General features: G+C 70.0%; 15 protein-coding genes. 8 read left to right on the top strand and 7 right to left on the bottom strand.

The features are described 5' to 3' along the window. The first annotated feature begins 53 nt into the window (after nt 1-53). From GF068_RS27380 to GF068_RS27360, 5 genes are all read left to right on the top strand, one after another. Nucleotides 54-1,505 carry a serine/threonine-protein kinase gene (locus GF068_RS27380; RefSeq protein WP_153822422.1) on the top strand — a complete coding sequence of 484 codons (1,452 nt, stop codon included), beginning with the start codon at nt 54-56 and terminating at the stop codon, nt 1,503-1,505. Between the two features lie 11 nt (nt 1,506-1,516). Continuing rightward, complete coding sequence (locus GF068_RS27375; protein ID WP_153822421.1) at nt 1,517-2,560, top strand: PEGA domain-containing protein; 1,044 nt, start codon at nt 1,517-1,519, stop codon at nt 2,558-2,560. A 110-nt stretch (nt 2,561-2,670) separates the two neighbouring features. Continuing rightward, nucleotides 2,671-3,768: a hypothetical protein gene (locus GF068_RS27370; protein ID WP_338046592.1), complete on the top strand. Its 1,098-nt coding sequence runs from the start codon at nt 2,671-2,673 to the stop codon at nt 3,766-3,768. Between the two features lie 45 nt (nt 3,769-3,813). Beyond that, nucleotides 3,814-5,385 (top strand): type 1 periplasmic-binding domain-containing protein, encoded by a 1,572-nt coding sequence (locus GF068_RS27365; RefSeq protein ID WP_153822420.1) that lies wholly within the window; start codon nt 3,814-3,816, stop codon nt 5,383-5,385. A 49-nt stretch (nt 5,386-5,434) separates the two neighbouring features. After that, entirely contained in the window at nt 5,435-6,421 is a 987-nt protein-coding gene (locus GF068_RS27360; protein ID WP_153822419.1) for an NAD(P)H-quinone oxidoreductase, read from the top strand. A 9-nt stretch (nt 6,422-6,430) separates the two neighbouring features. Here GF068_RS27360 and GF068_RS27355 read toward each other — a convergent pair whose 3' ends face one another. Both GF068_RS27355 and GF068_RS27350 read right to left on the bottom strand, forming a co-directional pair. After that, a complete protein-coding gene (locus tag GF068_RS27355; RefSeq protein ID WP_338046591.1) occupies nt 6,431-9,316 on the bottom strand; it encodes a TonB-dependent receptor domain-containing protein in 2,886 nt (961 codons plus the stop codon). Nucleotides 9,317-9,319: 3 nt separating this feature from the next. Beyond that, nucleotides 9,320-10,840, bottom strand: a complete 1,521-nt coding sequence (locus tag GF068_RS27350) for a serine/threonine-protein kinase (RefSeq protein ID WP_153822418.1) — start codon at nt 10,838-10,840, stop codon at nt 9,320-9,322. Nucleotides 10,841-10,931: 91 nt separating this feature from the next. Between GF068_RS27350 and GF068_RS27345 the strand changes: the two genes are divergently transcribed. Then, entirely contained in the window at nt 10,932-13,259 is a 2,328-nt protein-coding gene (locus tag GF068_RS27345; protein WP_170319706.1) for a GH92 family glycosyl hydrolase, read from the top strand. A gap of 16 nt (nt 13,260-13,275) precedes the next feature. After that, a complete protein-coding gene (locus tag GF068_RS27340; protein WP_153822416.1) occupies nt 13,276-14,298 on the top strand; it encodes a threonine ammonia-lyase in 1,023 nt (340 codons plus the stop codon). 5 nt (nt 14,299-14,303) lie between these two features. Here the strand turns inward: GF068_RS27340 and GF068_RS27335 are convergent, their stop codons facing one another. The 4 genes from GF068_RS27335 to GF068_RS27320 all read right to left on the bottom strand — a co-directional run bounded on the left by GF068_RS27335 (nt 14,304) and on the right by GF068_RS27320 (nt 17,597). Then, nucleotides 14,304-15,998 (bottom strand): acyl-CoA synthetase, encoded by a 1,695-nt coding sequence (locus GF068_RS27335; protein ID WP_153822415.1) that lies wholly within the window; start codon nt 15,996-15,998, stop codon nt 14,304-14,306. Nucleotides 15,999-16,015: 17 nt separating this feature from the next. Further along, the gene (locus GF068_RS27330; protein WP_153822414.1) at nt 16,016-16,348 is read right to left on the bottom strand and encodes a DUF2325 domain-containing protein; all 333 of its coding nucleotides are present in this window, start codon (nt 16,346-16,348) and stop codon (nt 16,016-16,018) included. Between the two features lie 206 nt (nt 16,349-16,554). Then, nucleotides 16,555-16,857, bottom strand: a complete 303-nt coding sequence (locus tag GF068_RS47420) for a DUF6968 family protein (protein ID WP_153822413.1) — start codon at nt 16,855-16,857, stop codon at nt 16,555-16,557. Then, entirely contained in the window at nt 16,854-17,597 is a 744-nt protein-coding gene (locus GF068_RS27320; protein ID WP_153822412.1) for a hypothetical protein, read from the bottom strand. Before GF068_RS27320 ends, GF068_RS47420 begins: the two co-directional genes overlap by 4 nt. A 347-nt stretch (nt 17,598-17,944) precedes the next feature. Here GF068_RS27320 and GF068_RS27315 point away from each other — a divergent pair, with 347 nt between their 5' ends. Beyond that, nucleotides 17,945-18,487 (top strand): EF-hand domain-containing protein, encoded by a 543-nt coding sequence (locus GF068_RS27315; protein ID WP_153822411.1) that lies wholly within the window; start codon nt 17,945-17,947, stop codon nt 18,485-18,487. Nucleotides 18,488-18,527: 40 nt separating this feature from the next. Here GF068_RS27315 and GF068_RS27310 read toward each other — a convergent pair whose 3' ends face one another. Beyond that, nucleotides 18,528-19,583: a class I SAM-dependent methyltransferase family protein gene (locus GF068_RS27310; RefSeq protein WP_153822410.1), complete on the bottom strand. Its 1,056-nt coding sequence runs from the start codon at nt 19,581-19,583 to the stop codon at nt 18,528-18,530. Nucleotides 19,584-19,634 lie beyond the last annotated feature (51 nt).

Below are 19,634 nucleotides of genomic sequence, written 5' to 3'. Positions count from 1 at the left end.
GAGCCGCCCTCGCCTCCCGGGGCCGGGGCGGCCGCGCGGAAAGGCTCGGGTGGATGCGGGAAGGTCAGCAAATCACGCCGACGCTTCGGCTCCAGCGCCTCCTCGGCAAGGGAGGCATGGGCAGCGTGTGGGTCGCCGACCACCTCGCGCTCGGCACGCAGGTCGCCGTGAAGTTCATGTCGCCGGCCTACGTCGAGAACGAGGCGCTCGTGCAGAGGTTCCGCACCGAGGCGATGGCCGCGGCGCAGATCAAGAGCCCCCACGTCGCGCAGGTCTTCGATCACGGCTTCACCGCCGACGGCACGCCGTACATCGTGATGGAGCTGCTCGAAGGCGAGGACCTGAAGCGCCGCATCCGCCGCGAAGGGCCGCTGCCGCTCCGGGACGTGGCGCTCGTCGTCACGCAGGCGTCGAAGGCGCTCTCGCGCGCCCACGCGCTCGGCATCGTCCACCGCGACATCAAGCCGGACAACATCTTCCTCTGCAACATCGACGGCGAGACCTTCGTCAAGCTGCTCGACTTCGGCATCGCCAAGATGGGCCCGGACAGCGCGCTCGGCGCGACGACCACGGGCTCGATGATGGGCACGCCGCTCTACATGAGCCCCGAGCAGCTCCTCAGCGCCCGCCGCGTCGATCACCGCGCGGATCTCTGGTCGATCGCCGTCGTCGCCTACCACGCGATCACCGGCCGCGTCCCCTTCCACGGCGAGACCGTCGGCTCGCTCTCGGTCGCCGTCCACATGGGCGCCTTCCAGCCCCCGAGCGCGCTCCGGCCCGGCGTCCCGCCCGCCGTCGACGCGTGGTTCCACCGGATGCTCCGGCGTGATCCAAACGAGCGGTTCGGCGCAGCCAGGGAGATGGCCGAGGCGCTCGAGGTGGCCATCCTCGGCGCGCCCTCGTCCTATGCCACGACGGGCACGAGCCTGCCCCGCCCGCTCCTGCACTCGCACCCCGAGCCGACGCCCGCGCCGCTCTCCGGCGGGCCGATGGGCGGGCCCACGCCCGCCCCGAGCTCCCCGCACGGCTACGTCTCCTCGCCGTTCGCGCCCCCGATGAGCGCGCCGCAAGGCCCCATGAGCGCGCCGCAGACGCTGATCGGCACCTCGACGACCGCCGCGCGCGCGGGCGGGAGCAAAAAATCCACCCTCATCGCGGCCGGCGTGGTCGTGCTGATCGTGGGCGCGATCGGCATCGTCCTCGCCGTCGGCCCGGGGGGCGACGAAACCGCGACCGTCACCGCCGCGCCCGCCGAGGCCACGCCCGCGCCCGCGCCGTCCCCGACCCCCGCGCCCACGCCCGTCGTCGCCCCGGCGCCCACGCCGAGCGTCAGCGCCACCGCCGCGACAACAGCGACGGCGGCGACCGCGGACAAACCCCCGATCCACAAGCCTGCACAGGCCCAGGCCTCTCCCCCACCGCCCTCTCCCCCTCCGCCCGCGACGACCCCGAAGGCGGCGATCAAGCCGCCCAGCAAGGGCGGCAAGGACACGATCGGCTTCTGAGCAACGGTTCCATGCGCCAAACGCCCTCTCGACTCGGTGCCGCAGCGACGATCGTCGCGCTCGGCCTCTCCCTCTCCGGGGCGGCGAACGCCCAGGGAAAACAACCCTCGGCCGCCGCCAAGCAGACGGCGCGGCAGCTGCTCGTCGACTGTCGGGCCAAGCTCGCCGCGAACAAGCTCCCGGAGGCGCTCAAGGATTGCCAGGGCGCGCACGCGATCATGGGCGTGCCCTCGACGGGGCTCGATCTCGCGCGGGTGCACGAGGCCATGGGCCGCCTCGTCGAGGCGCGCGAGATCGCCCTCGAGGTGACGCGCTTCGACAACGCCGCCGGCAACGACGCCTTCGCCACGGCCATGACCGAGGCCGAGGCCCTCGCGAAGGCCCTCGAGCCGAAGATCCCCTCGCTCGTGATCAACGTGAGCGGCCCGCCCGAGGGCGCCAAGATCACCGTCAAGGTCGACGCCGAGACCATCCCACAAGCGGCCATCTCGTTGCCCTACAAGGTCAACCCGGGCGAACACACGGTCATGGTCTCGACCCCGGGCTTCGGTCAGGCGCAACAAAAGGTGAGCGTCACGGCAGGACAAACCCGCGCCGTCGACGTCACGTTGCGCCCGGCGACGGGGGACGGCGCGGACGTCGTGGATCCGTTCGGCGAGCCGGACGATCTCTCCTCGACGGCAGGCACCGAAGGCGGCGGCCGGCAGATCCCGGTGTGGGCCTGGATCGCGGGCGGCGTCGGGCTCGTCGGGGCCGGCGTGGCCGTGGGCTTCGGGCTCAGCTTCGCCGACGCGCAGGAGACCGTGAGCCGCGACTGCCCGAACAACGCCTGCAACGAGAGCTACACGCAACAAGAAGCGCAAGCCCTGCAGGCGAGGTGGAACCGCACGCTCGGGCTCACCGTGGCCGGCAGCGTCGTCGGCGCCGCGGGGATCGGCGCGGCCATCTACGGGATCGTGACGGCGCCGAAGAAGGGCGAGGCCGCGCCGAAGGCCGGGTTCGTCCCGTGGATCGGCCCCTCCGGCGTCGGCGCTTCGGCGTTTGGCCATTTCTGATCCGCGCGGCGAGCAAGCCTTCATCCGTCGCGCACGCGTGGATGCGTCCTGCATGAAAGGCCGCGCGCGCCGCGCCTCGGCCGCGTCGTTGTGGTAGAACCGACGCCACCGTGCTGCTTGCTCGTATCCGCCTCGTCGGCCTCGGCCCCTTCGGCGACATCACGCTGCCCCTCTGCGAAGCGGACGGCTCGCCCCGGCGCCTCTGCGTGATCTTCGGCGGCGAGGGCGTGGGCAAGACGGCGGTGCTCTCCGCCATCGCGACGACCCGCCCGGGCCACGCCGTCGCGCAGCTCGTGAGCGCGCGGGCCCCCGGCGCGCCGGCGTCGCTCTCCGGCGCCCTCCGCCCCGACCCGCGCCTCGAGGCGCCTCCTTTCGTCGTGGCCGAGTGGCTGCTCGGCGACGACGACCCTGCCCGCCCGCACCCGCTCTGCGTCGCGAGCCCCAACGCGCGCCTCGACGAGCGTGACGACGAGGCCCTTCTCCGCCGCCGCGAGCAGGCCCTCTTCGATCGCCGCGCCGGCGAGCGTGGGTTCGTCCTGGTCTCCCTCTCGGGCGCCCGCTGGTTCTCGCGCACGCCCGTCCTGCTCACGACGCCCGAGCGCACTTTGCTCCGGTACGACGTCCGCGCCTCCGCGAGCTTCGACGACGCGAGCCGCACCGACATCGCCCGCGAGACCAAGCAGGTCCTCTCCTTCGCTTGCATCACGGCCGCCCTCTCCCGCAGGTCGGACGACGCGCCGGCGTCGGCTTGCCGGCTGGAGACGGCCCTCGTCGGCGTACTCGGCGCGCTCCTCGATGAGGACGGCGTGACCTTCGTCGGCGTGGATCCCGTGCGGCTCGAGCCTGTCTTCCGCGACGTGGACGATCGCCTCGTCGAGTTCGACGACCTGCCCCGGAGCTTGCGCCACCTCGTCGCCTTCGGCGCGCACGCCGTCCGGTCGCTGGCCGCCGCGTTCCCCGACCGCGACCCCCGCGAGGCCGAGGGCGTCGTGCTCATCGACGACGTCGAGATCGAGCAGCCCGCCCATCGCCTGCGCACCCTCGTCCCGCGCCTGCGCCGCGCCTTGCCGCGTGTGCAGTGGATCCTCACGTCGAGCTCCCCCGACGTGGCCCTCGGCTGCGCCCCCGGCGAGATCATCGCCCTGCGCCGCCTGCCGGGCGCCGCCGCCATCGAGATGCACGAGGGCGAGGACGCCGTCCTGCATTAGGACCGCCCCGCTCGGCCGGCTTCTGGGGTACGATCCGGCCCTCCCATGCTTGCGCGACTCCTCCGGGGAACCGGAATCCTCCTTGGTTTGCTCGTGGCCGGCGGGACCCTCGTCGGCTCGGGCGCGTGCTCGTTCGGCAACGTCGAGCGTGACGACTGCAAGAGCAACGACGAGTGTGTCGTCACGATTGGCCCGAACAGCATGTGCGTCGAGGGGTACTGCACCGATCCTCCCGCGTGCTCCACGGGCCACGATTGCCGCAAGATCGGCGGCGGGGGCGCCTGCGTCGACGGGGTCTGCGTCTCCACGTTCCCGAAGCACCCGCAATGCAGCACGATCTTCGAACCGGCGGAGCTCGCGGAGCTGCCCCTCGCCGGCCCCGACGCTCCGCTCGTCATCGGCAGCATCTTCTCGCTCGCCGAGACGAAGGACGAGATCCTCACGCAGTCGGTCCGCGTCGCCGTGCGCGAGATCAACGGCAGCGACAAACTCAACCGCGGGCAGCGGATGGCCGTGGTCGTCTGCGACAACGGCGGCGAAAAAAACGCGGCGACCGGCCCCGCGCGTGACGCGCTGAACCACGCCGCGCTCGACTACCTCGCGGGCACGCTCGGCGTCCCGTACATCGTCGGCCCCCTCTCCTCCGCGGACTCGCTCCGGCTCGTCGCGCGCGTCAAGGAGAAAAACTACCCCACCGTGATCATCTCGCCCTCGTCGACGAGCCCGGCGCTCACCGACACCGACGATCGCCTCGCGATGGGCGAGCCGGGGCTCTTCTGGCGCACCTGCCCGAGCGACACGGGCCAGGGCGCCGTGATGGCGAACGACGTGATCGACGTGGACCCCGTCGTGGCGGGCGGGAACATCGCCGTGGCGTACGTGAGCGACGCTTACGGCCAGGGCCTCGCGACCGTGTTCCGTCAGGTGTACGGGCTCGGGCGCTCCGAGCTCTTCCCCATCGACGAGTCGAAGCTCACCGACCCCGGCGCGCTCGCCAAGCTCGCCTCCGACATCGACATGTACAACCCCGCCGGCGTCCTCGTGATCACGGTCCGCGCCGACCCGACGATCGAGATCCTCAAGGCGATGGTGGGCAAGCCGGTCGCGGCGCGTAGCTTCTTCTTCACGGACGGGGCGAAGGACGCGTCGAGCCTGCTCAACCCGAACCTGCCCGCCGAGGTGAAGCAGATGATCGCGGGCGCGAAGGGCACGGCGCCCGCGAGCCCCACGGGCGAGACGTACGAGCTCTTCCGCGCCAACATGGACTCGCAGTTCCAGACGGACGCGGCCGATTTCTCGTTCACCGCGCAGGCGTACGACGCCACGTACGTCGGCGCGTTCGGCGTCATCTGGGCCTCACGCGACGGGACGAACTACGACGGCCGGCAGGTGGCCGAGGGCATGGGGCGCCTGTCCACGGGTGACCTCGTCAAGATCACCGCCACCGAGTGGCCCAAGGGGAAAAACGCGCTCGCCGGGGGCGGTTCCATCAACATCGAGGGCACGTCCGGCCCGCTCACCTTCGACCCCGCGACCGGCGAGGCCCCGGGCCGCATCGAGATCTGGGCCGTGCAGAACGACACCTTCGTGACGAGCACCGTCATCAATCCCCCCTGATCCCGCCGCGCGGCTTGCGTCCGCGCCGCGCGCCGCTTACACGCGGCCCATGCGCGCCGTCGTCATCCGTTCTCCCGGCGGACCCGAGGTCCTCGAGCTCCGCGACCTGCCCGATCCCGAGCCGGCCTTCGGCCACGTCCGCGTCCGCGTCCAGCTCGCCGGCGTCAACCGCGCCGACCTCCTCCAGCGCGCCGGCCACTACCCCGCCCCGCCCGGCGTACCGGCCGACATCCCCGGCCTCGAGTACGTCGGCACGGTTGACGCCGTGGGCCCCGGCGTCACCCGCTTCTCGGGCGGCGAGCGTGTCTACGGCATCGTCGCGGGCGGCGCGTATGCCGAGCGGATCGTCGCGCACGAGCGTGAGGTCGTCCTCGCGCCCGCGGACCTCACCGACGAGGCCGCCGCGGCCGTGCCCGAGGCCTTCGTCACCGCGCTCGACGCCCTCGCCGTCCGGGGCCGCCTCGTCCCGGGCGAGCGTGTCCTCGTGCATGCGGCGGGCAGCGGCGTGGGCACGGCGGGCGTGCAGATCGCCCGCGCGCTCGGCTGCTTCGTGATCGGCACGAGCCGCACCGCGGACAAACTCGACCGGTGCCGCGAGCTCGGCCTCGACGAGGGCATCGTTCCCTCGGGCCACGTCTTCGCCGCCGAGGTCCTCGCGCGCACCGGCGGGGTTGGCGTGGACGTCGTGCTCGACCTCGTGGGCGGCGCGTACCTGCCGGAGACGATCGCCGCGGCCGCGCCGCGGGCCCGCGTCGTGGTCGTGGGGCTGACGGCGGGTGCGAGCGCGGAGGTCCCGCTCGGCGTGCTCTTGCGAAAACGGCTGGAGGTCATCGGCACGGTGCTGCGCTCGCGGCCGATCGAGGAGAAGATCGAGGCGGCGCGGCTGCTCGAGCGTACGGTGGGGCCGTGGCTCGCGCGGGGGATCGTCAAGCCCGTGGTCGATCGCGTGTTTCCGCTCGCGGAGGCGGCGGAGGCGCATCGGTACGTCGCGTCGAACGTGTCGTTCGGCAAGGTCCTGCTCGACGCGCGAACCTGATATCGGAGGCTAATACGTCCCCATCAGGTCGACGAGGAACGTCCGACCATTCTGCGGCATCGTCCGGCTCCGGAACGTGTCCGTCACGGGCACGAGCACGCGGCGATCGGCGAGGTTGTAGACCCCGATGACGTACCGCAGGCCGTACGATTTCACCTCGCCCGACACCGTGATATCCGCGACGACCTGGGTCGGCGTCGCGCCGCCGCCAGCGACGAGGCGCGGGGCTTCCAGCGTCGCGCGGAGCCCGAGCGACGCGATCGAGGGCACGATCGGCACCACCCCGCGAAAGCCCGCCAGGTGCTCGGGCACGTTCGGCACCCGCGGATCCGAGAGCGCGGGATCGAGGTACGTCGCGCGCTGATACCCGTACGTCGCCGCGAGCATCCACCCCTTGCGCCATTCCCGCCGGATCTCGGCGTCCGCGCCGAGCACGAGCATCCCCGTGCTGCTGTTCGCGTATTCCACCGTCGGTCCCCCGTCGATGGGCCGCGTGAAAATCAGCCCGTCGATATGGCTGCCGTGCACGGCCGCGAGCGCCGCCCAATCCTCGAAGAACCGCTGCGTGTATTCGAGCTCGCCCGACCAGATCTTCTCGGCGTCGAGGTCTTGCCTGGGCTTCAGGTGGGACTGGCCATTGTCGTTGTAGAGCTGCTCGTAGATACTCGGGGCCCGGAACGCGCGGCCGCCCATGAGCTTCAACGTCCCGCCCTTCGCGGGCCGGGTGATGATGGCCATACGCGGCACGAAGACCGCGCCGAACGTGCTGTAGACGTCGATGCGCAGGCCGCCCGAGAGCCGGAGCCACGAGAGCGGCGCGCCCTCCGCGAGCGCGTACGCCGCGCCAAACCTGTACGGGCGCCGCTCTTCGAGGTATTGCTCCGTGGTCGCGCGATTCACGTCCTCGCGCCCGAGCAGCGTCGCCTCCGGGTGCCATTGCCCCTCGCCGCCCACCGTGACCCGGAGCCGCGGGCTCGGCGAATACACGAGCCGCGCCTCGCCGCCCATCCACGTCCCGGCGAAGGTCTCGATGTTGTCGACCTCCCCCTCGAAGGCATAAAGCCCGTCGTACGTGTAGCGGTTCGCGTGCGCCCGCACGAGCAATTGCAAGGATTGCGTGAGGCGCGGCTCGAAGCGCGCCTCCACCATCATGCGCGTATCGCCGAACGAGGTCCGCGGGTTACCTAGCTCGGTGGCATAACCGCCCACCGGGCTCGCCTGCGTCCGGTGGTGCACGAACCATTGCAACGTGGCCGGGCCCCAGTAGGCGCGACCGGCCGTGCCGCCCGCTCGAAAGGCCTCGACCCCGCGCGCTCGGAACGGCTGGGGCGCGCCCGTGACCGGCACCTCCAGCTCGAACCCGTCCGAATGGGCCCCCCACCCGCTCGCCCAGATCCCCTTGTCCTGCCCCTTCCGCAGGTGAAACCCGCCGCGACCGCGCAAGACCCCGCCGTCGTAGCTCCCGACCCCCACGTGCACGCCCGTCGGCTCCTCCCGCGAGCGCGTCACGAGGTTCACGATGCCCGAGAATGCGCCCGCGCCATACAGGAGCGAGCCCGGGCCACGCACGATCTCGATCCGATCGATATCGTGCAGATCGCCCCGCGCGTCGGAGCCGATGTACGAGCTGTTCAGGAGGTTGTCGTTGAGCGCCTGCCCGTCCGAGAGCACGAGCACGCGGCTGCCATAATCGTTTGGCTGGCCAATCGCCCGGATCGAGGCCGACGCATACGCCCGGTCGTTCGAGATCGCGATCCCCCGCACGCCTCGCAGCGCCTCCGCGATCGTCGGGTATCCGAACGCCGCGAGCTCGCGCCTGTCGATCACGGTCACCGAGCTCGGCGCGTCCTCGATCCGCTCGGCGAAGCGCGACGCCGCCGTCACCTCGCGCAGCGGGACGAGGTCGAGCGTGCCGAGATCCACCTGCTCGCCCTGCCGCACCACGACCTCGCGCTCCACGGGCGCGTGTCCGGGCATGCTCACGCGCACCTTGCGTGGCCCCGCGGGCACCTCGCGGAGGACCGCGGGTGAAAAACCGGCCGCGCGCCCGTCGACGGTCACGAGCGCGCCCGGCTCCGTCGTCCCCACGACGACCGTGCCCACCGGCGGCCGCACCGTCAGGCTCACCGCGGTCGTCTCGCGGGCCACGACGTTCACCGGCCGCGCCGGCGCGGTCGCGCCCTCGGCCGTCGCGTACAGATCGTGTTTGCCCGGGGGCAGCGCGAGCTCGCACGGCGCGAAACACGCGGGCGGTCCCGTCTCCGCGTCGACCCGCACCGCCGCCCGCGGCGCTCCCGTCACCGTGACCTTCACCTTGCCGACGATCCGCGCGAGCGAAAGCGAGACACGCGTCGCGCTCCCCCGCTTCGCCACGAGCTCCTCGCTCGTGGCGGGCTCGTACCCGGCGAGCTCGGCGATCACGCGGTATTTGCCCTCGGCCACGGCGAGCGGGCGCGGCGCGTGGCCGCGCGAGCCGAGATCCTTGCGGTCGATGTAAATGGTCGCGCCCGGCGGATCCGTCACGACGTCGAGGATCGCCACGTACGGCGCGAGGCGAGTGATGGCCGCCTTCGAGGCCTCGATCGCGTTGGGATCCGTCTCCCCGGCGAGGGCGTCGACGTAGTAGCGGTGCGCGTCGGGCCATTTGTTCAATTGCTCGAACGAGCGCGCGATGTTGAAGACGACGCGCCGGTTCGGGACGAGGCGGTTCGACAGCAGGAAATGCTCGAGCGCGCTCGTGTACTCGCCCCTCTGGTAATCGGCGGCGCCGAGCTGGAAATGGAGCTCGGCCTCGTCCGCGAGCCCATCGGCCGAGGCGCGGCCCGCGCCCGAGAGCACGAGCAAGGCGGCGAGGACGGGTCCGAGGGCGGCGCGAAAGCAACGTGCGAGGGACACGCGTCACCGACCCAGGTAAATGTCGCTCTTGCCCGTGGGCTTCGGCGCGGCGGTTCCGCGCGAAGTCGCCTTGGGCCAGGGCGCGAGGCGCCCGGATGCGCTGCCGCTCGGGGCCACGGGCGCCGCGCTGGGCGCGGCTGTCGCCTCGACCGGCGCCGTCGCCGCGGGCTCCGCGGCCGTCGGTTCGACGGGCGACGTCGTGTTCGTGATCCCGGTCGGCGTTTGTCCTGGATTGGTTTGTCCTGCCGCGGCCTGCCCGGACCCCGCCGCCGGCGCCCGCAGGCCCACGAAGGCGACGCTGCCTCCCACGACGAGGGCGAGCGCCGCCATGGCCACGACGGCCAGCGCGCCCGCGCGGCGCTTCGGCGGCGTCGCCTGCGTGATGGCGACGGGCACGGACGCGGGCCCGCCGATCTGCATGGCCGCGGGCGTCTCGGCCGAGATCCCGAGCCCTGCGCTCGACCAGCGCGTCGTCGGGGGATCCGCGAGCGTGTGCGAACCCGCCTCCGCGGCCGGAGCTCGCGGATGGGCAGGCGGCGGTTCCGAGAGCGTCGGTGCTCCGCTCGGCGGGCGCGGCGGGACTGAGAGCCGCGCGCGCTCCGGCCCCGGCAGCGGGATCAGCATCCCCTCGTGGATCGCGGCGTTCGCCTCGCCGGCGGGCAGGAGCGGGACGAGCGCCGCGAGCATCTCCGAGGCGCTCTGGAAACGCGCCGTCGGATCGAGGTCGAGCGCGCGGTGCACCACCGCCGCCACCTCGGGCGGGACCCACGGCGCGAGTTTGTCCACGCGCTCGGCGGGCTCGGTGCATATCGCGATGATCAGGTCCCCGAGCGCGCCGCTGTCCTGGTGCGGCGTCACGCCCGTGAGGGCCTGGTAGAGCACCACGCCGAGCGACCAGAGATCGGCGCGCCCGTCGATGTGCTTGTGCCCGCGCGCCTGCTCCGGCGCCATGTAGAGCGGCGAGCCGAGCATGCTGCCGGTCTGCGTCAGGCTCGTCAGCTCACCCGCCTCGGCCATGCTCTCCGGATCCGGCGCGAGCTTCGCGATGCCGAAGTCGAGGATCTTGACCACGCGCTCGCCGGGCACCTGGCTCCTCGCGAGGAACAGGTTCGCCGGCTTCACGTCGCGGTGCACGATGCGCTGCGCGTGCGCGACCTCGAGCCCGCGGCACGCCTGCGCCACGATCCGCACCGCGAGATCCGGGCGCACCGGGCCGAGGCGCTTCAGGAGCGCCCGCACGTCCTCGCCCTCGAGCACCTCCATCACGAGGAACGGCAGGCCCGAGTAGCCGTCGCGCCCCGCGTCGATCGCGCGCACCACGTGTGGCGTGTCGAGCCCACGCGCCGCGCGCACCTCGCGTTCGAAGCGCCCGAGCAGCACCTCGTTCTTCGCGACCTCCGCGGTCACGACCTTCACCGCGACCCGCGCGCCGCCCTGCGTATCGGTGGCCTCGTAGACGGCACCCATTCCGCCTGCGCCGAGCCTGCGTTCGATCCGGTATCGGCCGCCGATGAGGTCATTCATACCGAGCGCCAAATCCACGCTAAGGGATCTCGCGCGTCGTCGCAAGGCTCGGGTTGACGGCTCGGGCTCCTTCGTGCTCGCATCACCTTGTATGCGCCCTCGCCTCGACCGATCCTTCGCGCCCCTCCTCGCGCTCGCTCTGACGAACGTCCTCGGCGGAACGGGGTGCACGCTCGAACCCCAGGAGGTGCCCACGGCGAAGCCCACGCGCGTCGAGGATCCGCTCGCGTACGCTGATCCGCGGATCGGCAGCGGCGGGTTCGGCTTCGCGAATGGCAGCGCGTTCCCCGGCGCGGCCGCGCCGTTCGGCCTGGCGAAGGTCGGGCCCGATACCCGCGGCCCCTACGACACCATCAATTTTTTGCATTACTCGGGCTACTGGGCCGGCGACGATCAGGTCCGGATGTTTTCGCACCTGCACCTGCACGGCACGGGCGCGACCGATTATGGCGTCCTCGGCGTGATGGCGGTCGACGCCTTCGAGGATTCGCGCTTCTCCGCCCCCGGCTACGAGTCGCCCTTCGACAAGGCGACCGAGACGGCCTCGCCGGGGTATTACGCGGTCACCCTCGATCGGGGCTCGATCCGCAGCGAGCTCACGGCGACGCGCCACGCGGCGCAGCACCGGCACGGGTATCCGGCGGGCACGAAGGAGGGGCACGTCGTCTTTGATCTCGACCATCACCTGAGCGGGGGCGAGGTCACGCAGGCCGAGTTCACGCTCGAGCCCGAGGCGCAGCGGATCCGCGGCAAGCTCCACCACGTCGGCGGCATGTCGAAGGGCTTCGGGGGCTACGACGTCTTTTTTGATGCTCGAACACGCGCGCCGTGGAAGGCCGCGCGGGTCTGGTCGAACGGCGACGCCCCCGCCGAGGGCGTCTCCGGCAGCGGCACGAAGGTCGGCTTCGCGCTCTCGTTTGATCTCGGCGCGGACGCGGCGGTCGAGCTCGCGATCGGGCTCTCGTTCGTCTCGCTGGAGAACGCCACGGAGAACCTCGAGGCCGAGCTCCCGGGCTGGGATTTCGACGGCACGCGGGCGAAAACGGCGGCGGCGTGGGGCGATCTCCTCGGCCGCATGACGATCTGGGGCGGCACGGAGGCCGAGCGGCGCATGTTTTATTCGTCGCTCTACCGCGCGTTCCTCATGCCCACCGCGTCGAGCGACGTCGACGGCCGGTACCTCTACGGCGGGGAGGAGCGCATCGCGGAAGGTTTTTCCTTCCTGACCGATCAATCCCTCTGGGACACCTACCGCACGGTGACCCCCCTCTATTCGCTCGTCGCGCCCGAGGCCGCGCTCGACACCGTACGATCGCTCCACGCGATGGCCGATATCTCGGGCTTCTATCCGAAATGGCCCATCGCCACGGGCGAGGCGGGCACGATGATCGGGGCGAGCGCCGACGTGGTGCTCGCGGACAGCTACATCAAGGGCGTCACCGATTTCGACGCGGAGGGCGCGTACGAGATCGCCCGGCGCGCGGCCGCCGACACGGCCGATCCGCCCGGCGGGCGCGGCGGCCGGAACCACGCCGTGCCGTACATGCAACATGGCTACGTGCCCGCGAATATCGGCCGATCCGCCTCGCATACGCTCGAATACGCGCACAACGACCTCGCGCTCGGCCTCCTCGCCAAGGCGCTCGGCAAGGCGGACGACGCGGCCATGTTCACCGAACGCGCGAAGAGCCACAGGAACCTCTTCGACCCGGCCACGGGCTTCATCCGCGCCAGGGACGAGAGCGGGGCCTTCGTCGAGGACCCGTACAACCCGTACTCCATCTCCGACCATTACGCCGAGGCGAACGGCTGGCACAGCCTGTGGGCGCAGCACGACATCCCCGGGATCGCCGAGCTCCTCGGCGGACAGGAGCCGTTCGTCGAGAAGCTCCAGCGCTTCTTCGACGAATCCGTCGCGGACCTCGAAGAGCGCCCGATCGAGGACACCTTCGCCTCCGGGGCGCCGCGAAACGCCTACTGGCACGGCAACGAGCCGGACATCCACGCGGCGTATGGTTTCGCGCAGGTCGGCCGGGCGGATCTGACGCAGAAATACATCCGCTGGGTGGCGAAGGCCCATTACAACGACGGCCCCGGCGGCCTCGCCGGCAACGACGACGGCGGCACCCTCTCCTCCTGGTACCTGTTCACCGCCGCCGGCTTTTATCCGATCCCCGGCACCGATCGGTACATCCTCGGCGCGCCCTTCTTCCCCCGCATGGAGATCCTCATCCGTGGCGCGACGCTCGTCGTCGAGGCCCCCGCGGTCTCGGACGAGAACATCTACGTGCAATCGGTCACCTGGAACGGCAAAACCCTCGACAAAAGCGAGATCCTCCACGGGGATCTCGCGCAGGGCGGCGCGCTCCGCTTCGAGATGGGCCCCTCCCCCGGCTCCTTCGGCGTCACCACGCCTTGATGAAAACGATTCGAACATGAACGACTCCCTCCCCTCGATCTCGCCGCGGCACGTGCTCGCGGCGCAAAAGCGGCTCGCCGCGAGTGGCGGCCTCGTGAGGCAGACGCCGCTCGATCGGAGCCTGCCGCTCTCGGCCACGATCCCGGCCGACGTCTTTCACAAGCTCGAGCTCTTCCAGCCCACGGGCTCGTTCAAGGTGCGGGGCGCGGCGAACAAGCTGCTCCGATTGCGCGACGAGGAGCAGGACGTCTTCCGGCGCGGCTTCGTCGCCGCCTCGGCCGGCAACCACGGCCTCGGGCTCGCCCACGCCACGGCCGCGCTCGGGGCGCGCTCCACGCTCGTCGTGCCCCGCACGGTTTCACCGGCCAAGCTCGAATCCCTCTGGCGATACCCCGTCGAGCTCATCGTCTCCGTGGGCAATTACGACGTCGCCGAGGCCGACGGCCGGCGCATCGAGCGAGAGCGCGGGCTCACGTTCGTCTCGCCTTACAACGACGCCGACGTCGTGGCCGGCGCGGGTACGGTCGCGGTCGAGATCCTCGCGGACCTGCCCGACGTGGATCTCGTCGTCGTCCCCGTCGGCGGCGGCGGGCTCGCGGCGGGCATCGCGCTCTATGTGAAATCGGTCGCGCCCCGCACCCGCGTCGTCGGCGTGCAAAGCGAGGCCTCGCCCGCCATGCATTCGAGCCTCGCCGCGGGGAAAATCACCGACGCCCCGGAGCTCGCGAGCCTCGCGGACGGATTGGCAGGGAATATCGAGGCCGGCTCGATCACGTTCGACCTCTGCCGCCGCTTCCTCGACGACATGGTCCTCGTCACGGAGGCCGAGATCGCCGAGGCCATGCGCCATTTCCTACGGGAAGAGCGGCTCGTCGTGGAGGGCTCGGCCGCCGTGGGCGCGGCCGCGCTGCTGGCGGGGAAGATCGACCTCTCACGCACCGGCGTCGCGCGGCCGAAGGTGGTCAACGTCGTCACGGGCCGCAACGTCGCGGAGGCCACGCTCCGCGGGATTCTCTCCTCCCCCGAAGAAGCCGGCTGACGGCGTCACTCGATCGCGTCTCTCGACCGCGCGCGCTCGCGCAGCAAAAACTTCTGGATCTTGCCCGTGGACGTCTTGGGCAGCGGGCCGAAGACGACCTTGCGCGGGGCCTTGAAATGGGCGAGGTGCGTCCTGCAAAACGTGATGAGCTCGACCTCGGTGACCGGAGAGCCCTCCTTCACCTCGACGAACGCGAGCGGGGTCTCGCCCCATTTCGGATCCGGGGCCGCCACGACGGCCGCGGCGAGGACGGCGGGGTGGCGATAGAGCGTGTCCTCCACCTCCAGCGAGGAGATGTTTTCACCGCCTGAAATGATGACGTCCTTCGAGCGATCCTTGATCTTCACGTACCCGTCCGGCTGGAGGACCGCGAGATCCCCGGAGTGGAACCAGCCGCCCCGGAAGGCCTCCTCGGTGGCGCGCGGGTTCTTCAGGTACCCTTTCATGACGATGTTCCCGCGGAACACCACCTCGCCCATCACCTCGGCATTGGCGGGCACGGTCTGCATGGACTCGGGATCCATCACGGTGAGCCCCTCCTCGACGAGGTATCGCACGCCCTGACGGCCCATGCGCTCCGTCCGGCGCGAGATGTCGAGCGCCGCCCAGTCCTCGTGCCTCTCGCAGACGGCCGCGGGCCCGTAGGTCTCGGTCAGACCATAGACGTGCGTGAGCTCGAAGCCCATCCGCTCCATCCCCTCGATCATCGCCGCCGGCGGGGCCGCCGCGGCCACCATGGCGTGCACGCGATGGGAAATGCCCTCCCGGAGCGCGGGATCGGCGTTCACCAGCATCGCGTGTACGATCGGCGCGCCACAATAATGCGTCACCCGGTGCTCGCGCATCGCCTCGAACACGCTCTTCGCGTCGACCTTGCGTAGACAGACGTTCGTCCCGGCGTTCGCGGCCATCGTCCAGGTGAAGCACCAGCCATTGCAGTGGAACATGGGCAACGTCCACAGGTACGTGGCGTGCTTCGGCATGCTCCAGGTGACGATGTTGCCGATCGCATTGAGGTACGCGCCGCGGTGGTGATACACGACGCCTTTGGGATCGCCGGTCGTCCCCGAGGTGTAGTTGAGCGAGATCGCCTCCCACTCGTCCCCGGGCACGCGCGGCAAAAAGGCGGGATCCCCCTCGGCGAGCAGATCCTCGTAATCGAGCGCGCCGATCCGCTCGCCCGGCCCCTCGTACATCGGATCGTCGACGTCGACGACGAGCGGCTTTGCCGCTGCGAGGGCGAGCGCCTGCCGCGCCGTCCCCGCGAGCTCGCGATCGACGAGCAAGACCTTCGCCTCCGCGTGATCGAGCATGAAGGCGATCGTGGCCGCGTCGAGGCGCGTGTTCAGCGTGTTCAGCACCGCGCCCGTCATGGGCACGCCGAAATGGGCGTCGAGCATGGCCGGGATGTTCGGCAAGAGCACCGCCACCGTGTCCCCCACGCCGATCCCACGCCGCGTGAGCGCCGAACCGAGCCGCCGCGCCCTTTCGAAAGCGTTCGCCCACGTGAACCGCTGTCGCCCGTGCACGACGGCGATTCGATCCGGGAAGACGGCCGCCGCGCGCTCGAGGAACGTGATCGGCGTGAGCGGGGCGTAGTTCGCCTGCGTGCGGGGCAGCTCTTCGTAGGGGTTCGGGGCGAAGGGCGCCGAAGGCGACCCGAAGCCCCGAGCGTCAACCGGGTTCCGTCTCGTTGTCATGCTGGCGCGCGAGCCTATCACGCCTCCCACTGCTCGAGCGCGCCACGAAGCGCCGAGACGGACGCGCTCCGCAGATACACCACGGGCGCGTCGTTGATCCCGAGGTTGTGCACCTGATCGCGCAGCGCGTGCGAGACCATGGTCACCATGATGATGACGAGGGCCACCTTCCCCACGTCGCGACGCACGCCTTTCGGCACGCGGGTCTCGTAGTGCTTGAGCGTCAAGCCGTGTTTCTCGGCGACGTCGCGATACCGATCCGACATCCCCCCGCTCCCGCCGATGACGAGCACGGTCCGACCACCACGCGAATCCTTCTCGACCTCTCTGGCAAGGGCTTCTCGGCTCATGCCAGGCGTCCATCGCAAGCCGCGGGCCAGCCTGGAGGATCACAAAATCCCCGCGATTTGCAGGGGTAGATGCTTTATTCCCGGCCAAAATGTCGGCGGGGTCAACGGGGGCGCTGACAAGCTGGCAAGGTGGGGGACTTCGAGGCGGACGGTATGACAGAAGGGGGAGGAGGGCGCGGGCCCGCCACGGGGCCCGAGCGGCCGTGTCATTTGAAGCCTGGAAACATGAGGTCCTCGCCTCCGAGGAATGTCACCTTGCCGCCCGTCGACATCTCGATTCCTCGCACGTCGACGGGCACGCTTCCCATGGCCATGTGAAGCGCTTGCAAGGAATCGACCCCCCAAACCTTCCGCTTCTCTCGCCGCCTACCGGGCCCGCGTATCTCGTACACGACGGACCAATCGTTTCCTTCTCTTCGAGGTGAGCCGATTCGCACCCTGACACGTTTAGGCTCGGACTCCGGGGAGTGACGAAACTCGAGTATCCTCTCGGCGACGATCCGTTTCATCGTGCGCATTTGTCCTTCATCGCCTCTCGTTCGCAGGCCCGCCGACAGTTCGCCCGGTCTTCGTTCGATTGCGCCCAGCAAATGGCCCTGTCCCTCGCATTTGACAACTTGCGGCAGCGCGCGTTGTCCATGTTCCAGATAGCTTCGCACGCATTGTAACATGCCTCGAGTGGGGTATAGGTCGCCTTCCTGCACCGCTCCTTCTCGGCCTCCTCATCGGTATCATCCCTCGACGCCACGACCGCGACCACCACGAGGAGCACGACCGCGACGACGATCATGGTCCCGGACGACCCAACGACCACCGGAATCAACCGGTACACCTGGGGCAACACCGACGTGTTCGCCAGCACGCCTCGTGCAGGCAAGAGGCCGCCGCGCGAGGTCAGCTCGTCCGGATCCGGCGAGAACCCCGCGTCCGCCATCCCTCGCAGCGCGTCGATCATGCACCGTTCGAGGCCGGTATCGTCGAGCCGTGCGCCCTTCGGCTTCACCTCCGTGACGCGATCGCCCCGGACCTCGACCGCGAATTCGACCTCGTAACCGTTGCGCCGAAGCCGCTGGCCCCCCGCCTCGACGCACGCTTGCAGCGCGCGCACCGTGCTCGAAGGGAGCGAACCATTCGCCCGGCGGTCGGGCACGGCGACGTATTCGTCCGTCGCCCCGCATCCCAGCGGCACCATCGACGCCGCCATGCACATCGCGGCCAAGGTCACCCCCGCCCGTCGCCGCTTCCTCATGCCCCGCCCCTCCCCGTCCCGGTGCGCGACCCGTGACGCAGGTGGCGAAGCCTACGGCGACGGCGAGCGCGCGGTCAACCGCTTTCCCGGCGCAGGCGGGATGCCACCATCCCGACCTCCTGATCCAGCTCCTCGCCTTCCCGATCCGACCTCGGGTACCAAGCTCCCGACCGCGGCACGAATTTCGTTATTGACAGAAGTCAGGTTTCTCTCGTTACCATCGCACATCCACCAACGAGGGGGGACGATGGCACCCCGCTCCCGCCGATGACGAGCACGGTCCGACCCACCACGCGAATCCTTCTCGACCTGTAACGAATCCGGACGACAACAAAGGAGCCCACGACATGGCCATCGACGTCGTTGCGCAAAAAATGACGCGCATGTTCGATAACTTCGACACCAACCGCAACGGGTACATCGACGAGGCGGATTTCTTCCGTCCTGCCGCCTGGATCGCCGGCCGGCTCGGGCACCCCATCCGGTCGGAGATGCATCTCCAGCTCCAGGGCGCCTATGAGAAGATGTGGTCCCACCTGATCCCCGTGGACGCGGACAAGGACGGGCGGATCACCCGGGCGGAGTGGGATCAAGGCTTCAGGCAGATGTCGAGCGGCGACAGCTTCGCCCTCACGATCGGCCAGGCCACCTCGATCCTGTTCGATTGCGTCGACACCGACGGGGACGGGAATATCTCGGCGGAGGAGTTCGCCAATTGGCTGTGCGGCCACGGCGTCGATCGGCCAAACGCGGTCGAATCGTTCCGCCGCCTCGATCGCAGGGGCGCCGGGGTGATGTCGAAGGCCGACCTGAAGGAAGGCGTGGTGGAGTTCTTCACCAGCCAGGACCCCGAGGCCCCCGGCAACTGGCTCCACGGCCCCTGGAGGTGACCGGAGGTGACCACGCCGCGTGGAGGTGGACGCGACGATCTCATCCCCCTCCCGTTCTTTCCTTGATGCACTCGGCGAACAGGTTGATCCCGAGCTCTTCGAACACGACCCTCGAACACGGCCTGCCGAACGCCGAGGCGCCATACAGCCTATCCATGTCCGCCTCGGTGCGGTGGACGAGCTCCCAGTCGAGCACGTGATCGGCGAGGGCCTTGCCGATGTTTCGTGGATGGAAGTTGCCGAGGATGAGACGTCCTCCGGGCGCGAGGAGCTGATAGGCATAATTCATCAATTGCACCACGAGCTCGTCGTCGAAGTAGTCGATCAATCCAATGCTGTAGATCAGATCCTGCGGGGGCAGCGTGAGCGTCGACCGCCCCTGCGCGAGATAGACGAGGTTGCTCTGTTCGAGCCCCATGTACTTTCGCAGGCCGGCGTCGTCGCGCCGCTCCGCGACGAACGCGAGCGCCTGGAAATCGATGTCGATCCCCGTGCTGCGCAGACGCGACGGATCCTCGAGCTCCTCGTAAATGTCGAATAACTCCTGGGCCGGGCCGCAGGCGAGGCTCGTCACTCGAACGGGTCGATCGGGATGGGCTTGCAGCTCCCGGCGGACCTCGCGCGCAAGAAGCCCCCGGCGGTTCCGCACCGCCACGATGGTCGGAACCTCGAGGATACAGCGATCCATGAGGGGACCGAGGCGGCCGACACCCTGGGGACGGTTCTCGTACATTTGATGGATGGTGAGGTAATCGCCGGCGTAACCCCGCGGCTTCGTATGCATACGCTCGAACAACTTGCCGAGCAGGATGTAGGGCAAGAGCTCGACCTGTACGCGCCGGCCGAGATCCTTCCGGACGGCTCTCGGATGGCTCGACCCGTCCCCCGTCGATTCATTGAGCAACCGGATCAGCTCCAGGAACAGAACGACGACAGCTCGAACGGTCGCCTCATCAACCTCTCTCCCCGCGCGCAAAGCGCCGAATTCGATGTCTGCGAGGCGCTGCTTGAAGGCGGAGAGAGCCTCCGAGAGGCGAGCCCAGTCCGCTGCCGCAGCGCCTTCGCCGCTGCCGGAGGGAGACGTGCCGTGATGCATCGGTTCTCTGTACCCGTTCACGGGTCGGATGTGTCATGCCATCCACCCGCA

The organism is Polyangium spumosum (genome assembly GCF_009649845.1).
Lineage (GTDB): Bacteria > Myxococcota_A > Polyangia > Polyangiales > Polyangiaceae > Polyangium > Polyangium spumosum.
Note: the sequence above shows the minus strand (reverse complement) of the source record. Positions and strands in the feature narration are given on the sequence as shown.

Bases quoted from the DNA above. Each gene is read 5' to 3' on its own strand.
- GF068_RS27335 (WP_153822415.1), bottom strand. From the start codon at position 15,998: ATGACAACGAGACGGAACCCGGTTGACGCTCGGGGCTTCGGGTCGCCT.
- GF068_RS27340 (WP_153822416.1), top strand. From the start codon at position 13,276: ATGAACGACTCCCTCCCCTCGATCTCGCCGCGGCACGTGCTCGCGGCG.
- GF068_RS47420 (WP_153822413.1), bottom strand. From the start codon at position 16,857: ATGAAACGGATCGTCGCCGAGAGGATACTCGAGTTTCGTCACTCCCCG.
- GF068_RS27375 (WP_153822421.1), top strand. From the start codon at position 1,517: ATGCGCCAAACGCCCTCTCGACTCGGTGCCGCAGCGACGATCGTCGCG.
- GF068_RS27320 (WP_153822412.1), bottom strand. From the start codon at position 17,597: ATGAGGAAGCGGCGACGGGCGGGGGTGACCTTGGCCGCGATGTGCATG.
- GF068_RS27360 (WP_153822419.1), top strand. From the start codon at position 5,435: ATGCGCGCCGTCGTCATCCGTTCTCCCGGCGGACCCGAGGTCCTCGAG.
- GF068_RS27315 (WP_153822411.1), top strand. From the start codon at position 17,945: ATGGCCATCGACGTCGTTGCGCAAAAAATGACGCGCATGTTCGATAAC.
- GF068_RS27310 (WP_153822410.1), bottom strand. From the start codon at position 19,583: ATGCATCACGGCACGTCTCCCTCCGGCAGCGGCGAAGGCGCTGCGGCA.
- GF068_RS27330 (WP_153822414.1), bottom strand. From the start codon at position 16,348: ATGAGCCGAGAAGCCCTTGCCAGAGAGGTCGAGAAGGATTCGCGTGGT.
- GF068_RS27365 (WP_153822420.1), top strand. From the start codon at position 3,814: ATGCTTGCGCGACTCCTCCGGGGAACCGGAATCCTCCTTGGTTTGCTC.
- GF068_RS27350 (WP_153822418.1), bottom strand. From the start codon at position 10,840: ATGAATGACCTCATCGGCGGCCGATACCGGATCGAACGCAGGCTCGGC.
- GF068_RS27345 (WP_170319706.1), top strand. From the start codon at position 10,932: ATGCGCCCTCGCCTCGACCGATCCTTCGCGCCCCTCCTCGCGCTCGCT.
- GF068_RS27380 (WP_153822422.1), top strand. From the start codon at position 54: ATGCGGGAAGGTCAGCAAATCACGCCGACGCTTCGGCTCCAGCGCCTC.